The organism is Aliiglaciecola lipolytica, assembly GCF_018860635.1.
Classification (GTDB): domain Bacteria; phylum Pseudomonadota; class Gammaproteobacteria; order Enterobacterales; family Alteromonadaceae; genus Aliiglaciecola; species Aliiglaciecola lipolytica_A.
In genome coordinates this window covers 13499-29575 of the sequence record NZ_JAHKPT010000032.1, presented here as the reverse complement: position 1 = coordinate 29575, position 16077 = coordinate 13499, and the positions used below count along the sequence as shown (strand labels likewise).

Sequence of the window (16077 nt, the reverse complement as noted above, 5' to 3'; positions counted from 1 at the left end):
GCTTTTTAAGCGCCTTTTTAGTGCTTTGCCAATTGCTTTGATTTACATATCGAGTTCTTTTAGTTTACGGGTTAACGTATTTCTGCCCCAACCAAGCTTTTTAGCTGCATCTTGTTTATGACCGTTAGTATATTGTAAAGCTCTTTCCAACATGATTTTTTCAAAGTCATGGGTGGCTTCATCTAAAATATTCTGACGACCAGAGTGAAGTTGTTTATCAGCCCAGCTCGCCAGTAGCGTTTTCCAATCTCCTTCCTGATTAGCAGATTGCGTACTGGCAGGTTGAGTGCTAATTTCTGGCGGTAAGTCATTAATTAAGATTTCTTGACCACTGGCCATTACCGTTAACCAACGGCACATGTTCTCCAATTGGCGCACATTTCCCGGCCATGATAACTGTGAAAGCACATTGGCGGCTTCTTTACTAAGCGACTTCGCATCCACTTCTAACTCTTTCGCGGCACGACTCAGGAAATGCCTTGCTAACAAAGGTATATCTTCTCGACGTTGAGCCAAGGTCGGAATATGAATTTTAATCACGTTAAGACGGTGGTAGAGGTCTTCGCGAAACTTTCCATCTACAACACGTTGTTCAAGATTTTGATGAGTAGCGGCAATGATTCTTACATTAACGCTAACTGGATTATGCCCGCCTACTCGGTAAAATTGACCATCGGCCAATACGCGCAATAATCGGGTTTGCACATCCAACGGCATATCACCAATTTCATCTAAAAATAGAGTCCCACCATCCGCTTGCTCAAACCTTCCTTGGCGTGCAGATTGCGCGCCTGTAAAAGCCCCTTTTTCATGGCCAAACAATTCAGATTCGATTAGATCTGCGGGAATAGCAGCCATATTCAACGCGATAAAGGTGTTGGCTTTTCGAGGGCTGTGGCGATGCAATGCTTGAGCAACTAGTTCTTTACCTGTTCCTGATTGACCGTTGATCAAAACACTAATACTAGATCTTGATAGCCTTCCAATGGCACGAAAGACCTCTTGCATTGCTGGCGCTTCACCAATAATTTCGGTGTCTTTAACTTCTGGTTCTACTTGACGTTGTGAGTTTTGTTCTCGCGAATGAGCCAATGCGCGCTGGACTAAATTCACCGCTTCATCGATATCAAATGGCTTTGGTAAATATTCAAACGCCCCACTTTGATAAGCATTAACAGCGCTGTCTAGATCTGAATGCGCGGTCATAATAATGACTGGAATATCAGGAAAGTGACGATGCACTTCTTGCAATAACGTCATGCCATCCATTTGTGGCATTTTAATGTCAGAAACGATTACTTCTGGTTGTTGTCCTGAGTGTAACTGCAAAAGTAAATCTTCTGGATTCTCAAAACTAAAACAGGGAATTTGCGCCGACTGCAACGCTTTTTGTAACACCCAACGAATCGAGCTATCATCATCTACGACCCATACTGGTTCAGCGTTCATTGATTTACGTCCTTTTTCTCTATCGGTAAATAAATTTTAAATGCGGTGTGACCTGGCCAACTTTCAACATCGATCTTGCCTTTATGATGATCCACCAAAGATTGTGCGATGGACAGACCTAAGCCTGTTCCGTTTGATTTCCCTGTTACCATTGGATAAAACAAGGTGTCTTTAAGCTCTACTGGGATCCCGGGACCATTGTCGATAATCTTGATTTGTGCAACTAGCGGGTATTTCACGCCGTGTATGGTAAATCGGCGTTTAATTCTGCTACGAATAATAATTTCAGGCTCATCATTGCTTCCGTCTAAAGCCTGAATACTATTAGTGACAATATTTAACACCGCTTGCTGCAACATATCTTGGTCTAAAAACAAGTCAGGGATACTGGGGTCATAATCCCGTTCAATAACGATATTATGAGTGGCATCCAGCTTCACTAAGGTGCGAATTTTCTCTAGTACTTTATGTATGTTCACCCATGCAAAATTGGGCAAAGAATTAGGACCTAACAATCTATCGACCAAATTTCGCAATCTATCTGATTGGCCAATAATAACTTGAGTAAACTCTTTTAACTCAGGGCTATGTAATTCTTTTTCGAGCAATTGAGCAGCCCCACGTACACCACCAAGTGGATTTTTGATTTCATGGGCTAAGCCGCGAATTAACTCTCTAGCAGCTTGAAGTTGAGCCCATTGTTGACTCTCTTGACTGATTCTCTTCTGCTGATCTATCACTTTCATTTCCAGCAGAAGTGCTGGTTTTTGTTCAAACTCAAATGTCGTAACAGTTACATCTGTTAATACATGTCGACCGTCGGAAAAAGCAAATAAAACTTCGCCATCAGAAAATCCTTGATCTCGGTCCATTGCATCCTCTAACCGCGCAAAGGTCACGCTGGAATGAGACACAAACTGAGTCAATGGAAAACCAAGTAATTGATTTTCGCCAAACTCAAGTATCGACTGCGCAGCCAAATTGACGTAGCGGATTGAGAGGTTCTCATCCAACACCAATACAGCGGTGGCTAAGCTTTCCAAAAGGTATTTAAATTGTTCACTCAAAGAATTTCATCCAATAACATTGTTGCACCACATCAGTGCACAACATTAACTTGTTAAAGTCAATGTCAATTAAGAAGCATGCTACAGGCTTCTAAAACGTTTAATTTGGATTGATCAACGTCGAGGCCTGATGCATGTAAAACACTCTAGGCTTAGACAATGCAAGGATCTTGCCTGTATGGTGAATAAATTTTACTTGAATTGAATGTTCTCCCCGCACTACATTCTGTAGCTGAAAAGAAGGGGCTGGACTTGTCTGTACTAACTCACTATCTAAATAAATTTCGAACTTACCATTGCCCACAGGTTCGAGCCTTGCTGAGACTAGAACCTTACCTGAATTGTGACGAATTGTTTCTTCCTCAGCAGGAGATATTATCTCAAGTTGATAATCAGGAAATTCTAAACGACTTTTTTTAACCTGCTTATTGGCTACACCGTTTAGCAAAGAAGGCATAACAGCACTATTAGCATCCTCTAGATCGAGTTGCACAGCACCACTTTGCGGAGTGTCAGTATAAGTAACTGAGCCGTCCGCATTAATCACTTTGTATAGCTTCTCACCATTGGCGGTGACAGCAAACAATAACAGAGAAACAACAATGGTTTTTTTCATACTGTAAAGTGTAGCCTTTTCTAGAACAAAAAAAAGCCCGCAATAATGCGGGCTCGTATAAAAAACAATAACTATAGCAATTTAGCAGCTGTAGTACATGCCAAATTCTACTGGGTGAGTAGAAGAGTTAAGTAACTCAACTTCTGCAGATTTAAGCTCAATATAAGCATCAATCATGTCATCAGTCATAACGCCACCAGCAGTTAAGAATTCACGATCACTATCCAAAGCTTCTAGCGCTTGTTCTAATGAACTTGCAACAGTTGGAATTTCAGCCGCTTCTTCTGGAGGAAGGTCATATAGATCTTTATCCATAGAATCGCCAGGGTGGATCTTGTTTTTGATTCCATCAAGACCAGCCATTAACATTGCAGTGAATGACAAGTATGGGTTACCAGTTGGATCAGGGAAACGTACTTCGATACGACGAGCTCGTTCACTGTTCACGTGAGGAATACGGATAGATGCAGAACGGTTACAAGCAGAATATGCTAGCATTACCGGTGCTTCAAACCCTGGAACCAAACGCTTGTAAGAGTTAGTCGAAGCATTAGTGAATGCGTTAATAGCACGAGCATGCTTAATAATACCACCAATGTAGAACAAGGCGTCTTCAGACATACCAGCATATTTGTCACCAGCAAATACGTTTTTACCGCCTTTGCTAATTGATTGGTGAACATGCATACCTGAACCATTATCGCCTACTAGAGGCTTAGGCATAAAGGTCGCTGTTTGGCCATATGCATGAGCTACGTTATGTACTACATACTTATAGATTTGAACTTCATCAGCTTTTTTAACTAGAGTGTTAAACAAACAAGCGATTTCGTTTTGACCTGCTGTTGCCACTTCGTGGTGATGAGCTTCAACAGTTAGTCCCATTTCTTCCATAACAAGACACATAGCAGCACGAGTATCATTTGATGAATCAACTGGAGGTACTGGGAAGTATCCGCCTTTGATACCTGGACGGTGACCCATGTTGCCGCCTTCAAACTCGGCACCTGAATTCCAAGAAGCTTCTTCAGCATCAATTTTGAAGAAAGAACCTGACATAGTAGTGCTATATTTCACGTCGTCAAACAAGAAAAACTCTGGCTCTGGACCGATATAAACTTCGTCACCAATTCCAGTAGATTTTAAATATTCTTCCGCGCGACGAGCTACAGAACGAGGATCTCGGTCGTAACCTTGCATAGTTGAAGGCTCAAGTATGTCACAACGAATGTTAATTTGAGTTTCTTCTGCAAAAGGGTCTAGGACTGCAGATTCTGGATCAGGCATAAGCACCATGTCAGATTCATTAATGCCTTTCCATCCAGCGATAGAAGAACCATCAAACATCTTACCTTCTTCAAAGAAGTCTTCAGTTACTTGATGAGTTGGGATAGAAACGTGTTGCTCTTTACCTTTAGTGTCGGTAAAGCGTAGGTCAACAAATTTCGCTTCGGTTTCTTTGATAAGGTCTAAAGCCTTTTCTACTGACATTGTGTCCTCCTGAATATAATCAAAGATTATGGTGTTTTTCAAACTTGCAATACTAGTTGCTGAACTAAGCGATTTTCATGCCATATGCATGATGCCCCTAAAATGCCTATTCTATCGTTGAAATGGTGAATTATAGACTCATAACCCACCACTTCCTGCACCACCATGAAGCATCTCCGTCCAATGTGGTGCATTAGTTATTACCTACAACAACTAGTATGCTCAGATTAACCTAATAACAATTAGATAGATGTATTATTTTGATATTTGCTATTACTAACTAATTATCAAAATTGTGCACCTTTATTAAAATTTCGCACCAAGCCACAGCCAAAGTTTATCGGTATCAACCCGGCCGCTCTCACCAGAGTAGGCTGCGTACTTAATTCCCATAGAATAGTTGGCTGATATTTTATAGGCATACTGTAGATCAATTTCACTTCCAAGGTCATCAACAGACTCACTAGCATCATCGGCCTCAAAGTCGTGATAAGTCGCGGTCAAGCTTCCACCAGCCACTTGACCAGATAAAGTCACGGATAAATCCACTAATCCCTCTGCTGGTGTGCCTAAAAAAACATCAGCCCAACCGTTAAACTTATGAAGGGTCGCAAGAGGTGTAGAAAATCCGTAATTGCCGTCATCAGAGCCTAACACTTCATAACCAACTTTTGCAGTCACTCCTGAAAATACACCACCGACTTCTAACATCAAATAATCTGCATCAAAACTAGTGGTGGCTGAATCACTGCTTTGTGTGGCGTATTCAGCTGTATAAATAATCTTGGTATCGGCAACTGAACTGTCGCCGGAAAAGCGAATACCAAAAGTATCTAGAGAATTTTCCACATTATTATCTATCTCTAATAAATATCCATAGGCCGTTATTTTCCCCAAAGAAGAATTATATGAGGCATTTAGTAGGTGATCTTTAGCATCAAAATCAGCCGCCTCAGCAAAAATTCTATTTCGCTGGGTTAGATAAGCATATTTTAAAGAGACCGCTTTTGCTGGGCTATAGTTCACGCTAATACCATCAAAGGTTTGGCGATCCTGACGCCAACCTACGTGTCCGATAAATCGGTGATTATCCATGGTAATAACTTGGCGACCGAGTTTGGCTGTGAAATTGTCTTTGGAGTACTGAATATATCCTTGATCCAATTCTGTGTGCTCAGGGTCTGCAATCACAGAATACATACCGGAGTTGTAACCTGTTGGTCCAACAGTATAGTCCCCTTGCCCCAACACAATGCGAGTATCTTCCACTTCAATCATTGCGGAAAAATTCTTATAGCTAGCCGATTTGTAGCTTAATAATGTGCGTAAGGTTAACGCACTTGCATCTTCAACTGCATTGTCTTGATCAACCGATTCATAACGCAGGTTAAAATTAACCCCAGCGGTGCCGCTTGTCATGGCTTTAGCGATAGATTCTTCAGCATTTACAGAAGCACTAGAAACGCTCAATAAAGCGACTGCTACAGCAACGTTAAGTGTTTTTTTAGTCATAGTTTTCATCATCTTCTCTCTTATTCCAGACATGACTTCGCCGAGACCTTCGACTCGCTATTAAATTTAATAGCTAAAATCGAGGTCTTGGTTTACATGGTATTTAAAGGTTAATGTGATTAAATTTTGTCAGAACCCGTTTTCAAATTTTCAGTGCGTTCACTGCTAACTTTGTTTTTTCGATGAGAGTCCACCGATTCCACTTTTCGCTGCTTTTCATACAAAAATTTGAGTACTTCATGTCGATAGTGGTTGTACTGAGGATTATCAGCCAACTCAATTCGATTTCGCGGTCGCTCTAATTCAACCTGCAAAATTTCACCAATAGTTGCAGCTGGACCATTAGTCATCATCACGATGCGATCGGAGAGTAAAACCGCTTCGTCCACATCATGAGTAATCATGATCACGGTATTTCCCAGTTTGTTGTGAATTTCCATCACTGAGTCTTGCAGGTGAGCACGGGTTAACGCATCGAGTGCTCCGAAAGGCTCATCCATTAACAATACTTTTGGTTGCATAGCCAAAGCTCGAGCAATCCCCACACGCTGTTTCATACCGCCAGATATCTCAGAAGGTAATTTGTCAACGGCGTGACTCATGTGAACTAATTCAAGATTGTGCTCTACCCATTCCTTAATCTCTTTTTTAGAGCGCCCAGAACGCGTTTGTTTAACCGCTAACTCAACATTTTTATAAGCAGACAACCAAGGTAGAAGAGAATGATTTTGAAATACAACGGCCCGTTCAGGACCAGGTTCATTCACTTCCTGACCTTCAAGTATCACTCCACCAGTTGTGGCTTGATACAGTCCGGCAATGAGGTTCAGTACTGTCGATTTGCCGCATCCCGAATGACCAATCAAGGATATAAACTCACCTTTCTGAATTTTAAGATTGACATCTTGCAAAGCAGTAAAAGGCCCTTTGGGAGTAGGAAAATCTATAGCTACTTGCGTTAATTCAAGTTGATGTTTAAACGTCATGTTAATTTCCTCTTTAGCGTAAGGTCGCTGACTTGTCCCAACTTACCCATTTCTGAAGCTGCAACATTAATCGATCGAGTATGAAACCTATGATTCCAATAGTGAGTACCGCAACCATAATACGAGCCAAAGATTCAGAACTACCATTTTGAAATTCATCCCAAACAAACTTTCCAAGTCCCGGATTTTGCGCCAACATCTCTGCGGCAATCAAAACCATCCAGCCAATTCCCAGAGAAAGACGCAAGCCAGTAAAAATAGCAGGGATAGAGGAAGGCATAACAATTTTCAAGACATGCTGTATGGGATTTAATCTCAGTACTTTACTTACATTGATTAAGTCCTTATCAATACTCGACACGCCTACTGCAGTATTAATCAAGGTCGGCCATAAACAACACAGCGCCACTGTTGCAGCAGAGGTAATAAAAGACTTTGAGAACATAGGGTCATCCGACACATATGCGGCACTTACCACCATAGTAACTAGCGGCAGCCACGCAAGGGGGGAAATCGGCTTGAATAGCTGTATTAAAGGGTTTATTGCCGCATAAGAAGATTTGCTTAAACCGCACAGTATGCCTAATGGAACCGCAATTAACGACGCCATAATAAAGCCAACCATGACCGTATAAAGGCTAGTCCAAATTTGTTGAAAGAACGTTGGAGCGCCAGTAAAAGCACGGATTTTTGGTTGATAGGTGGGATCCTTCGCTACCCGTTCAGCATTGCGCTTTTGTTGTCGTTCATAAAATTCAGTGGCTTTATTTTTCTGCGCATAATGCTCATCGACTAACACAGTAGCTTGCTCCCAAACAGCTGCGGTGCCAGGAAACTGCCCCAGTGAGGTATCAATATTTTTCGCCATAGCGTTCCATAAGCCAATAAACAACACCAATCCGATTAATGGCAACATAATCGTTTTTAATAACCCTGTTAGCTTTGCTAAATCAACGCTAGTTTGCTTCTCAGTTAGCATAGGAATAGCTGCTTGTTTCGACATTTTCTTTCTCCGTCAGGTCAAATCACTTAAGCCCTAGAGCTTAGTGCTGCCTTTTAATCCAATGTTGAATTTATCCAAATAAGCATTTGGCTGAGTTCCGTCATACACAATATTGTCGATAAAGTGTTTCTGAGCCGGTTTGTAGCCTGTTTCAGTGGCAAACTCAGGGAAGTCTTTCGCTGATGCTTTGCCTTCAGCGATTAGGGCTTTTGCAGCTTGCGCGTAAATGTCTGGGCGATACACTTGCTTAGCAATATCTTTGTACCAAGAGTCAGGTTTTTGCTCGCTAATTTGGCCCCAACGACGCATTTGAGTTAAGTACCATATGGCATCACTGTAGAATGGATAAGTCGCGTTGTAACGGAAGAAAACATTGAAATCAGGCACCTCTCGCTTGTCGCCTTTTTCATATTCAAAAGTACCTACCATACTGTTTGCAATTACTTCAGCGTCGGCACCAACATAAGCACTCTTGGCTAGAATTTTGACAGCTTCAGGGCGGTTCGCATTATTGTTTTCATCTAACCATATGGCTGCGCGAATCATCGCTTTAACCACGCGGATATGAGTATTCGGATTTTCCTCAGCCCATTTTTTACTTACACCAAAGACTTTCTCAGGATTGTTTTTCCAAATCTCATAATCAGTTACTACCGGAACACCAATACCTTTAAAAACAGCCTGTTGATTCCAAGGTTCGCCAACGCAATATCCTTCAATTGTTCCAGCTTCCATTGTGGCAGGCATTTGTGGTGGAGGCGTTACCGAAAGTAAAGCGTCTGCGTTAATCTGCCCACTGGTGTCGCCTTTATGGGGCGCATAATAACCAGGGTGAATATTACCGGCAGCTAACCAATAACGAAGCTCATAGTTGTGCGTGGATACGGGGAATACCATCCCCATGTTGAAAGGTTTACCGGCATTTTTAAAACCATCAATTACCGGCTTCAAAGCATCGGCTTTAATCGGATGCACAGGTTTACCATTTTCATGGGGAATATGGGGTTTCATTTGTTTCCAAATGTCATTGGAAACAGTAATGGCGTTGCCATTTAAATCCATACTGAAAGCAGTAATAATATCGGCTTGAGTACCAAAGCCGATAGTCGCCCCTAATGGCTGACCCGCTAACATATGCGCGCCGTCCAATTGTCCATCAATGACTCTGTCGAGCAAAACTTTCCAATTTGCTTGCGCTTCTAAAGTGACATATAACCCTTCATCCTCGAAAAATCGCTTTTCGTAGGCTATGGCGAGCGGCGCCATATCAGTTAACTTAATGAATCCAAATTTCAGTTCTTCTTTTTCTGGGTAACCCACTTCCTGAGCATGCAAACTTGTGCTGCCAATCACCACGGCGATAGGGGCCAAAATCATGGTTTTTCGAATCGATGATACCAACTTGATAACTGCACCCGACCATTTTGTTAAAGACATAATCTACTCCGAATTTTTTCCAAAAAAAAACCCACGTCAACTCCAAAAACTTGAAGTTCACGTGGGCTACTTTGCCGTATCAAATAACTGCAACTCTGCAGTCAGGTGACATTATATTAGATGGACAACGCTTAGGTTATTATTATTGCTTTAAGCTATTGTCACGAGCGTTACTAAGCATTACTGATGCCAACTTTAATTTTTTATATTTATCAATAACTTATGAAATACTATGGTTTGTGTATCACTGCTCAAAAGCCATAGTAGTGCAAATTGCACTATGAAATTGCCTCATAAAAGTGCTTTCCTCGCACTTTTTTAGTATTGGCACTAACCAAGAGCATTTAAAAGAGGCGCGATTTGGCGATAAATATCACTACGATAAATACCTTCAATACACCCTTTAGTGTTTATATTGTCAGCAATTTGACCGCTACTTTTCATTTTCTGCAATAACCATTGTCCATACTCAACATCAGGGTTGTTCACATCATTCCCATCGACTGTAGTTGAAAATTGATTATAAGAAGGCACTGAGCGTGGAGAAAGCTTAGCTTGGGTTAAACAACTGCCTAAAAGAGATGGGGTAATTATCTCCAAAGGTTCCCCTAAGAATCCTTCTTGACTCATCATCACTGCGGTTTCAAAACGATTAGGTACAGAGTCTAACCAATTGCAGGCTTGTTTTAGGGCTGCACAAATTGCAAGAACAGTATTCGGTTTGCTTTCGACAAAAGAAGACAGAAATCCGAGGACTTTTTCTGGAGAGTCTTGCCATATATCGGATGAAGTAACTACTGTCACCCCGCAATTACCACGCACAGCTTTTGCGTTCCATGGGCCGCCAACACAAAAACCATCGATGTCGCCATTTAACATGGAATCGACCATATTAATTGGTGGGACCACGCTGATGTTCACATCGTCAAAGCTGATCCCGCCACTGAGCAACCAGTCTTTAAGTTGATAATGATGACAGCTATACGGAAACACAGTCGCAAAAGACAGTTTGTCTTTGTTTTCTTGAACGCGATAATCAATCACGTTTTTTAGTAATTTAGCGTCCAGGGGAAATGCCAATTGAAAGATTTTGTTAACCGCCAATACTTCTTCAATCAAGGCTTCAGACAATGTAATGCCATTCCCATTTTGACTTAACACCATGGGTGTCACCACATGAATGGGTGAGACTCCCAAACCTAAAGTGCTGGCAATGGGCATTGGGGCGAGCATTTGTGCCGCATCCAAGATCCCTGCATGTAATTTATCCCGTAACGTCGCCCAAGAATTTTGTTTTTGCAGAGTAACGTCTAATCCCCAATTTTCGAAGTAACCGAGATTTTTTGCCACTACAAAAGGAGCGCAATCGGTAAGGGGGCTAAATCCGAGGGTTAATTTTGTTTTTTCAGGTTTAATCATGATTTGCTTTACAACGAGTTAAACATCGAAATGATGGTCTTGGCCACATCATCTAGCTTTTGACCGGTATCCATAGCCGTTTTTCGCATGGTATGGAACGCTTGATCTTCACTGATATTTTTATTTTTCATTAGTATACGTTTAGCCTGGTCAATATTCTTTCGAGAGGTAAGTTGCTGTTTGGTGTCGATTAATTCGGTTTTTAATTTTTGGAATTCTCGAAATCTAGCCACAGCGGCATCTAAGATAGGTTTCACTCGATGGGGTTCGAGATCCCCCACCACATATGCACTAACACCAGATTCAATGCTCTGGTTGATGGTGTCTGTGTCTTCTTCACTAGAAAACATCACAACAGGTTTGGGATCAATATTTTTAATAGTGTGCAGGCTTTCCAGAATATCACGACTAGGTGACTCAATATCAATAACGATAATATCCGGCTGCAACTGGTCTACTTGCTTTAATAAAGTGCCGGATGGACTAGCTAAATGACTAATTTCATAGCGAGAATTTCCCAGCGCTGCGGTTACCAAGTCTGCTCGATGTGTATTTTCGTCGATTAGCAGAATCCGTAAGTTCTTCGCGCTGTGAGCTACATTTTTTTTGTCTTTATTACTCACCAAAACTCATTTCCAGCTCTGAATTGAAGAGGTTACTATCGGTAAGCGAAGGAAGAGCAATCTCCACACCATAAATATATAACCAAGATATTCAATTACTTACAATTATTCATCTAATTAAATCACATAAACTTATGTAATAACCGTGCAACCGCACCAACTGAGTGCAAAACTAATGAGCGTAGTGTTTACCGGTTGTATCAAATAACGGATTTTCAACTGTTTTTTGCAGGCTCGTTGCTGACCATACTTTATTGCGCATTGACCACAAAGCTTTCGCTTGATTCAAGGCCTCTGACCAATCAAGGTCTTCCATAAGCACCAGCATAATACTGAGCGTTCCAATCACTGCATCATGGGCATAAGTATTTTCTTTACCTTCCCAGAACTCAATTAATTCACTAGCAATGAGTTGTCGTGGTTTCGTCATTCTGCTTTCGTTAAATGCCTCAACGTTAATCACTTTATGTTCGGTATTTCGGCAAATATGTAAGGCAACGTCGCGCTCGGGATTAAATTCAATTTCGCCTCCTTCGCCTCTAAAACACAACATATTTGGATCTTCTAATAACGCCGCGGTTAGACGATGTTTTTCATCTACTTGACGATGAAACACCCCTTGTAAACTAAAGTTAGCTTTCGACGGATTAAGAATTCTCGCTAAGGTGTTAGCGCAGGAACGAAGTCCAAATTGAGCCCGTAACTGAATTATTTTATCCAACTGCGGATTCACTTGTTCCAATTCCATATAACTAAATCCAAGGGTGGCAAGTTGTTCGGCAACCATTTGAGTTGAAGTTGCGACACTGAAACCTAAATGTGGCATCACTTCATTCAAATATAATCGTTTAGAGTCCGGCTCATTAGTGCCGTGTAGAAAAATTCGTTTCCCTTGTTGAGCCAATACTAAAACCGCCAATAAAAACCAAGGTAACTGTCGTCTTTTCCCAGCGTAACAACCCATGTCTAAATCTACATGTAGTGAATCTAAGCCAGCAATAGTATGTTGTCGAAATGCTTGGGTAAAACCAGCTAACTCCTCTGGCGTCTCCTCTCTCACTCGCAGTAACATAAGAAAAGCCCCTTTTTGCTCAGGCGTCACACGTTCTTCGATTACCATCGTCATAGCATCAAATGCTTCTTGTTGAGTTAAGGTACGCCCTGCTCTCTGGCCTCTGCCAATGATCCGGATAAAATGTTTAAATTCCTGATTTTCGTTCATTCGAGTAATGTACCTTAGTCGACTATTGCGTTGCGAGCTGGGATAGCAAGGAGCTAAAATTTAGATGCATAAAATACATTTTATGTTCCGGTTTGCAAAGGTTTAAGTTCAGCATCGAGAATAGTTATATTTCCCTCATAAGTATGGCTTTTAACTAATTGCTTAAGCTCTGTTTTACAGGAACCACAGTTAGTACCACATTTTAGTTCATCACCTAATTTATCTACCGAATTACAGCCCTGCTTTATTGCCTCTACAATGGTGTTTTCTCCGACTTTGAAGCAGCTACATATCAATCGACCTTGAGCGAACGCTGGATCCGGTGTAGCCCTCAATAACGCCGATTTCTGTTCATCTAGTAACGCCGTTTGCTGCAACAAACTATTTATCCAATTAACATCCATTTGCGGGGCATTGGAGTCCCAAAATAGAGCTAAATCTAAACCACCATCGCGGAGTGCGAAAATATTTCTTTTGTCGCCCAGCTCCGTTTTTTGCCGGGAAGAAAACCACTCTGTGCATAATGGTAAGTTAACCTGCAATTCAGAGACCATTTCAGCATTATCTGAAGCAAAATAAACTAAATACCCCTGATCGATAGCAATTTCGCTCCAATATTCGGCGACTTGATTCAACAACCTATGGTCTAGCTTTTTTCGAGTAAATAGTTGACCATGCAGTGGATAGTTACACAACTTCACATTCACCGCAGAATGTTTTAATTCGGGCTGGCCAGAAACCGCATCTGAAGCATCAGAGTAGAGAGCTGCGATAGCGGAAGAGGATGAATTAGTGCCACTCCAATGAATAGGCGCAAACAACTCCCCTGTTCGTTGTTGTGGCTGCAGTTTAACCGGCATTATGACTTTTTTATGTTGCTCAGTTTGTGCGTGCTTTTGCGAAATGGCAGAGGTTATTTCTAGGAAATCTCCATCACATATTCCATTTTGTTTGGCATCAAGGGGGTGCATATGCACAAAAGCGCGGTCAATGTGGCCAGTCAATTCGGCTGTTTTTCCAGTACGAGTCATGGTATGCCATTGATCTCTAATACGACCACTATTTAAAACAAATGGAAAGTCCGCACTGGTAGCTACTTCGGGGGCTTTAGGTTGCAGTGCAATAAATTGTGCCTTTTTAGACGCAGTATAGAACTGCCCATCGGTAAATAGTCGTTGAGTGCCAGAGCGATTGTTTGCATTAATCGGCCATTGAACCGGCTTTAATCTGTCATATTCTTTTTCACTTATGTGCTTCAAAGCCGACAAGTCGAGGGCCCTGAGTCCATGATTTTTATAAGCGGTTAAACCTGCGTGTTCACGAAATATTTCGGATGGGTTGAGATAGTTAAAACCTTGTTCGAATCCCATAGCTTTAGCAACGTCACAAATAATCTGCCAATCATGCTTGGCAAGTCCTGGCGCAGATAAAATGCCCCGCTGTCGAGAAATACGCCGCTCTGAATTGGTGACTGTGCCATTTTTTTCTGACCAACCTGTAGCAGGTAGCACGACATCGGCCATCGCTAGTGTGTCATTTTTTGCCACACAATCAGACACCACTACAAACTCACATTTTTGCAAAGCGCTAGCTATTTTTCCTCGATTTGGCATGCTCACCATGGGATTTGTTGCCATGATCCAAATCGCCTTAATATTGCCTTTATGCACCTCGTCGAACATATCTACAGCTTTCAAGCCAATAGTTTTTGGAATAGCTGGCGATTGCCAATAAGATTGTACGATTTGTTGATGCTGCGGATTATCGATGTCCATATGCGCGGCGAGCATATTGGCCAAGCCGCCCACTTCCCTGCCGCCCATTGCGTTTGGCTGTCCTGTGAGGGAAAACGGACCACAACCTTCTCGTCCCAACTTGCCACTGGCTAGATGACAATTAATGATGCTGTTAGCTTTATCGGTGCCAGAGCTGGACTGATTTACTCCCATAGTATAGGCCGATACAGCTTTATCTGAATCTGCGAATAAAGTATAAAACTTGGCAACGTCGATTAAAGGGATATCACAAACTTGCGCGACCTTTTCTAATGTCCATTGTTTTGCACAGTCTAAAGCTGCATCAAAACCTTCTGTATTAGCATCGATATAATTTTGATCTAGCTTGTTATGCTGCTTTAAGTAATGTAATAAACCATTAAATAACGCGGTGTCTGTACCTGATTTTATTGCCAAGTGGAGATCAGCAATCTCGCCAGTGCCAGTTTGGCGAGGATCAATAGTGACAATCTTCATTGCTGGATTTAGCTTTTTGGCACGTTCTATTCGTTGAAATAGAACGGGGTGCGTCCAAGCAGCATTAGAGCCAATAAAAACAATAAGATCAGCAAGCTCTAAATCTTCATAATTGCACGGTACTGCATCTGCGCCAAACGCACGCTTATATGCAGATACGGCTGATGACATGCACAAACGTGAATTGGTATCGATATTTGCGGTACCAATGTAGCCTTTCATTAATTTGTTGGCGACATAGTAATCTTCTGTCAATAATTGACCTGAGACGTAGAAGGCAACAGCACCGGGTCCGTGCTCAGCAATAATTTGCCTAAATTTGTTAGCGACATGCTGTGTAGCTTGTTGCCAATCGACATCTTGACCTTGGATTTTAGGACTCAATAAACGTCCTTCAAGGCCATTAGTTTCTAGAAGTTTACTGCCTTTAACACATAACCGTCCAAAATTAGCCGGATGATCAGAGGAGCCATTCACTTGGTTTAATCGATACTCCCCGCCGTCGGCAGGTTTCTCGACCTGAACGTCGACACCACAACCGACACCACAATAAGGACATGTGGTTTTTGCCAGTGTTGGCGATGGTTGACAATCAAAAGCTCGATCGTTTTCGGTCGCAACTATTGAACTACGCGGAATATGAGCACTCATTTAATTCACTAATTGAAGCTGGACTTGTTGATCAACAATACGTGCTGGATAAACCGCAATTTTTACGCTTTCGTCATCTATACACTCTCCAGAGATAAGTTTAAAACGCTGCTTATACAATGGTGACGCGACAAAAGGTTCATTGGATACAGAGCCCACTAAACCTCGGTACATGACATTAGCTTTACCGATAGGATCCCAATTACTCACGGCATAAAGACTTAGTTTATCGCCCTGACAAATTTTGAATATTGCCACTTGTACGTCGTTGACTAGGGCACATACACCGGAATTATCAACCAAGTCGTTAGGTTCACACACGTTAATCCAATTATCACTCATGCTCATA

13 protein-coding genes are annotated in these 16077 nt (G+C 41.8%); all 13 read right to left on the bottom strand.

The window, feature by feature from the left end; all coding sequences use genetic code 11:
• Positions 1-42: 42 nt before the first annotated feature.
• Positions 43-1449: a nitrogen regulation protein NR(I) gene (glnG, locus tag KO530_RS17170; RefSeq protein WP_216049686.1), complete on the bottom strand. Its 1407-nt coding sequence runs from the start codon at positions 1447-1449 to the stop codon at positions 43-45.
• A complete protein-coding gene (gene glnL / locus KO530_RS17165) occupies positions 1446-2516 on the bottom strand; it encodes a nitrogen regulation protein NR(II) (protein ID WP_216049685.1) in 1071 nt (356 codons plus the stop codon). Before glnL ends, glnG begins: the two co-directional genes overlap by 4 nt.
• 100 nt (positions 2517-2616) lie before the next feature.
• The gene (locus KO530_RS17160) at positions 2617-3132 is read right to left on the bottom strand and encodes a DUF4124 domain-containing protein (protein WP_216049684.1); all 516 of its coding nucleotides are present in this window, start codon (positions 3130-3132) and stop codon (positions 2617-2619) included.
• A gap of 81 nt (positions 3133-3213) precedes the next feature.
• Positions 3214-4623, bottom strand: a complete 1410-nt coding sequence (gene glnA / locus KO530_RS17155) for a glutamate--ammonia ligase (RefSeq protein ID WP_216049683.1) — start codon at positions 4621-4623, stop codon at positions 3214-3216.
• Between the two features lie 306 nt (positions 4624-4929).
• Positions 4930-6168 carry an alginate export family protein gene (locus KO530_RS17150; protein WP_252729344.1) on the bottom strand — a complete coding sequence of 413 codons (1239 nt, stop codon included), beginning with the start codon at positions 6166-6168 and terminating at the stop codon, positions 4930-4932.
• A gap of 86 nt (positions 6169-6254) precedes the next feature.
• Positions 6255-7121, bottom strand: coding sequence for an ABC transporter ATP-binding protein (locus tag KO530_RS17145; RefSeq protein WP_216049682.1), 867 nt, complete (start codon positions 7119-7121; stop codon positions 6255-6257).
• A 13-nt stretch (positions 7122-7134) separates the two neighbouring features.
• Complete coding sequence (locus KO530_RS17140) at positions 7135-8037, bottom strand: ABC transporter permease (protein WP_436792308.1); 903 nt, start codon at positions 8035-8037, stop codon at positions 7135-7137.
• Between the two features lie 120 nt (positions 8038-8157).
• The gene (locus tag KO530_RS17135) at positions 8158-9501 is read right to left on the bottom strand and encodes a CmpA/NrtA family ABC transporter substrate-binding protein (RefSeq protein ID WP_216049743.1); all 1344 of its coding nucleotides are present in this window, start codon (positions 9499-9501) and stop codon (positions 8158-8160) included.
• Between the two features lie 390 nt (positions 9502-9891).
• Entirely contained in the window at positions 9892-10980 is a 1089-nt protein-coding gene (locus KO530_RS17130; RefSeq protein WP_216049680.1) for a CmpA/NrtA family ABC transporter substrate-binding protein, read from the bottom strand.
• 8 nt (positions 10981-10988) lie between these two features.
• On the bottom strand, positions 10989-11603 hold the full coding sequence (locus tag KO530_RS17125; protein WP_303501211.1) for an ANTAR domain-containing response regulator: 615 nt from the start codon (positions 11601-11603) through the stop codon (positions 10989-10991).
• A gap of 172 nt (positions 11604-11775) precedes the next feature.
• Positions 11776-12825 (bottom strand): glycosyl transferase family protein, encoded by a 1050-nt coding sequence (locus tag KO530_RS17120; protein WP_216049678.1) that lies wholly within the window; start codon positions 12823-12825, stop codon positions 11776-11778.
• 80 nt (positions 12826-12905) lie between these two features.
• Complete coding sequence (locus KO530_RS17115) at positions 12906-15728, bottom strand: nitrate reductase (RefSeq protein WP_216049677.1); 2823 nt, start codon at positions 15726-15728, stop codon at positions 12906-12908.
• Positions 15729-16076 carry a nitrite reductase small subunit NirD gene (nirD, locus tag KO530_RS17110; RefSeq protein ID WP_216049676.1) on the bottom strand — a complete coding sequence of 116 codons (348 nt, stop codon included), beginning with the start codon at positions 16074-16076 and terminating at the stop codon, positions 15729-15731.
• Position 16077 lies beyond the last annotated feature (1 nt).